The 2,606-nt window shown below is 58.5% G+C and carries 3 protein-coding genes; 2 read left to right on the plus strand and 1 reads right to left on the minus strand.

Annotation, left to right across the window (positions count from 1 at the left end; all coding sequences use genetic code 11):
• Window positions 1-331: 331 nt before the first annotated feature.
• Window positions 332-946, plus strand: coding sequence for an energy transducer TonB (locus tag D8U18_RS20665; RefSeq protein WP_056854086.1), 615 nt, complete (start codon window positions 332-334; stop codon window positions 944-946).
• Between the two features lie 51 nt (window positions 947-997).
• Here D8U18_RS20665 and D8U18_RS20670 read toward each other — a convergent pair whose 3' ends face one another.
• Entirely contained in the window at window positions 998-1,975 is a 978-nt protein-coding gene (locus D8U18_RS20670) for an NADPH:quinone oxidoreductase family protein (protein WP_131108314.1), read from the minus strand.
• A 150-nt stretch (window positions 1,976-2,125) separates the two neighbouring features.
• On the opposite strand from D8U18_RS20670, the gene D8U18_RS20675 reads away from it, so the two are divergent.
• Complete coding sequence (locus D8U18_RS20675; RefSeq protein ID WP_056854084.1) at window positions 2,126-2,533, plus strand: flagellar basal body-associated protein FliL; 408 nt, start codon at window positions 2,126-2,128, stop codon at window positions 2,531-2,533.
• The last annotated feature ends 73 nt before the right edge of the window (window positions 2,534-2,606 follow it).

A 2,606-nucleotide genomic window follows, 5' to 3' on the forward strand; every position in this document is an offset into this window, starting at 1 on the left:
GAGCTCCAGTTTTCTTGTTTTGACTGCGGATGCGAATGTTACAGTTTCGTTACCGAAAATAGCACTGGTTCTCATCAGCCAAACAGCGGAAATGTTGGAAAACGAGCATTCCTTTATGAACATGTCGCTCAGATGTAAGTGAAGGGCGTTGTAGGAGTTGTTACCGCTTTCCTTTAGTGACTGCCGGGCCGGCAGGATTAAGGCAAATCTTTGGGAAATGTCCTGCACTGTTACCGGAAGCCATGATCTTCAGCTCAATACCTTCGCGCTTTAACCTTTTGGCCAGTTGCCAAGACTGGCATTTGAGGTGCGAAGGGGAGAGGGAAGGGTTATGCGGTGGATTGCGTTCTTGCTGGTGCTGGCGTTGTCTGGAGAAGCCCGGGCCGAGGAGTTTTTGCTTATTCCGGAAGACAATCCCAAGCCGGTGTACCCGCCGGCGCTGCAAAGGGCCGGAATTACAGGTGATGTCCGGGTCAGGTTCACGGCGCATGCCGATGGTTCGGTGAGCAAGGTGAGCATTTTGCAAAGCGATCACCCGGATTTGGCCGAGGCGACCCGGGTTGCCATTGCGCAGTGGCGATTCAAGCCGTGGGTGGTCGAAGGTGGCAAACCCAAAGAGCAGGAGGTCATTGCGCCCATGATCTTTCGATACGACTCGGACCTGCCCATTCATATCAATCAGTGGCTCAAGGAGCTGAGATGCCGCGATTTCAATGAGGTCATGGCCAATGTTCCGGAGAGCGGTTGGCTTGATGCTTCTGCCTTCCATTACACCCGTGCCTACCTGTCGAATGCGTTCTCCGCGACCAGCTTGTCAAACGAGCGACGTCTGGAGCTGATCGCAAAGCTGAACAGGGCGGTGCCGATTATCGTCCGGCAATGTTCGAGCAAACCAACGTCCCGGTTTGCGAGGTTTTTGCCTGAGGACCTTCGCAAGCTGCTTTAGTTGTCGACTGGGTCTGAACCCGATTGCTTGAGTCCAGACCGTTTTGCCAATTCAGCGAACCTGCACCACCACCTTGCCTACCGCCTTGCGCTGGCCCAGATCGTTGATCGCCTGCGCGGCATTGCTCAGCGGATACACCTGCGACACCAACGGCTTCAGCTTGCCTTCGGCAAACCAGCCGAAGAGCTGCTGGAAGTTCGCGGCGTTGTCCTGCGGTTGGCGCTGGGCGAACGAGCCCCAGAATACGCCGAGTACCGCTGCACCTTTGAGCAGTGCCAGGTTCACCGGCAGTTCGGGAATCCGGCCGCTGGCGAAACCGACCACCAGCAGGCGGCCGTTCCAGGCGATGGCGCGGATGGCCTGGTCGAACAGGTCACCACCCACCGGGTCGTAGATCACGTCGGCACCCTGGCCATCGGTCAGGCGTTTGATTTCGTCCTTGAGGCTGGTTTCGCTGTAGTTGATCAGTTCGTCGGCCCCCGCGGCTTTGGCCACGGCGAGTTTTTCTGCGCTGCTGGCGGCAGCGATCACACGGGCGCCCATGGCCTTGCCGATCTCCACTGCCGCGAGGCCGACGCCACCGGAAGCGCCGAGCACCAGCAGGGTTTCGCCCGGCTGCAGGTTGCCACGCTGCTTGAGCGCGTGCATCGAGGTGCCGTAGGTCATGCTGAAGGCGGCGGCTGTGTTGAAGTCCATCGACGGCGGAATCGGTAGCACGTTGTAGCCCGGCACCGCGACCTGTTCGGCGAAGCTGCCCCAGCCGGTCAGGGCCATGACCCGGTCTCCGACTTTCAGGTGACTGACCTTTTCACCCACTTCGCAGACCACGCCGGCTGCTTCACCGCCCGGTGAAAACGGGAAGGGCGGCTTGAACTGGTACTTGCCCTCAATGATCAGCGTGTCGGGGAAGTTGACCCCGGCGGCGTGCACATCCAGCAGGATTTCGTTCTTCTTCGCGACAGGGCTGGCGACGTCTTCCAGCACCAGCGATTCGGCAGGGCCGAAGGCTTTGCACAGCACGGCTTTCATCAGGGCTATTCCTTTGGGAGTGATGGCCGATAAGTGTAGGTGTGTGAGTCGATGGGTCAACGAGCATGCCCGGCCCTGATAGGCAGCCATAAGCTTGTGCTTGCGCGGCGGGTCGTTATGCTAGGCCGCAAACCGGATAAGGAGCGAATTGTGAAAGCGTGGATCATGTTGATGCTGGCCCTGTCTCTGCCTGTGGCAGCAGTGGCCGAAGAAGCCAAAGAGGATGCGGCACCGAAGGTCAATTACATCACCCTGAGCCCGCCGTTCGTGGGTAATTACGGGCTCGATGGCACGCCGAAACTCAAGGTATACAAGGCCGATGTGGCGTTGCGAGTGACCGGCGAAGAGGCGACCAAAGCGGTCAAGGCCAACGAGCCGCTGATTCGGAATCAGCTCGTGGCGTTGTTTGCCCAGCAGACTACCGAGACGATGAACAACGTCGAGGCCAAGGAAAAGCTGCGTCAGGAAGCGCTGAAGCAAACCCAGCAGATCATGAACGACGAAACCGGAAAGCCGGTGGTTGAGGATCTGTTGTTCAACAACCTGATCATCCAGTAATGCTGGACCTGTAGGAGCAAAGCTTGCTCGCGATAGCGCACTCAAGACCGCCATCGCCGGCAAGCCGTGCTCC

The organism is Pseudomonas sp. Sample_10, assembly GCF_004321495.1.
In the GTDB taxonomy this organism is placed as follows: domain Bacteria; phylum Pseudomonadota; class Gammaproteobacteria; order Pseudomonadales; family Pseudomonadaceae; genus Aquipseudomonas.

Coding starts and splice junctions, on each gene's coding strand:
- D8U18_RS20665 (WP_056854086.1), top strand. CDS start 332: ATGCGGTGGATTGCGTTCTTGCTGGTGCTGGCGTTGTCTGGAGAAGCC.
- D8U18_RS20670 (WP_131108314.1), bottom strand. CDS start 1,975: ATGAAAGCCGTGCTGTGCAAAGCCTTCGGCCCTGCCGAATCGCTGGTG.